Annotated in this window: 1 protein-coding gene; it reads left to right on the top strand. The window is 41.4% G+C overall.

Annotated elements, in window-relative coordinates:
* Nucleotides 1–127: 127 nt before the first annotated feature.
* Nucleotides 128–930: hypothetical protein (locus tag KNQ13_RS15785; RefSeq protein WP_214773283.1), on the top strand; the 803-nt coding region annotated here is incomplete at its 3' end.

The raw sequence follows: 930 nt of genomic DNA, 5'->3' as shown, positions 1-930 counted from the left end.
TGGCTACCGAAACCTCGAACGATTCTTTTTGAGATTGCGCCTTGAGCTTGGTCGTTAAAATAGCAACCACGTGTTATGGTGATGAGCCTATATTTTACATAATAAAATATAAAAGGAGTGAAATAAAATGAAGAATAGAGTTTTTCTCGTAATAATAGGAATATTAACAATGCTTCTTACTGTCTTACTGTTAATAGGGTCTATTGCCACTACTTCAGTTTTCTCCGGTATTTTATTTCTGGTCAGCCTATTTTTTGCTTATCAATTCTTTCAAAAAATACGCAATAAAAAGTTTGTTGTGAAACGACCATTACTTTGGATGATACTTACTACACTAATTGCCATATTCGTTTTAGGATATGAATTACCTGATACGGATTTTGCTGAAACTAATGCGCCGAATACCTTGTCAAAATCTGTTGCTCCGGCGAAAATTCAAAAAACCGATGAACCGGACCAAGATGTAGATAAAGTAACGACTGAGCAAGAAGACGAGGATAAGGCGAAGACCGATGCTAAAGCAAAAGCCGATGCTAAATCAAAAGCCGATGATAAAGCGAAAGCTGATGCCAAAGCGAAAGCTGATGCCAAAGCGAAAGCTGATGCCAAAGCGAAAGCTGATGCCAAAGCGAAAGCTGATGCCAAAGCGAAAGCTGATGCCAAAGCGAAAGCTGATGCCAAAGCGAAAGCTGATGCCAAAGCGAAAGCTGATGCTAAAGCGAAAGCTGATGCTAAAGCGAAAGCTGATGCTAAAGCGAAAGCTGATGCCAAAGCGAAAGCTGATGCCAAAGCGAAAGCTGATGCCAAAGCGAAAGCTGATGCCAAAGCGAAAGCTGATGCCAAAGCGAAAGCTGATGCCAAAGCGAAAGCTGATGCCAAAGCGAAAGCTGATGCCAAAGCGAAAGCTGATGCCAAAGCGAAAGCTGATGC

Origin of the sequence: Exiguobacterium sp. s128 (genome assembly GCF_018618815.1) — a bacterium.
Taxonomy (GTDB): Bacteria; Bacillota; Bacilli; order Exiguobacteriales; family Exiguobacteriaceae; genus Exiguobacterium_A; species Exiguobacterium_A antarcticum.
Note: the sequence above shows the minus strand (reverse complement) of the source record. Positions and strands in the feature narration are given on the sequence as shown.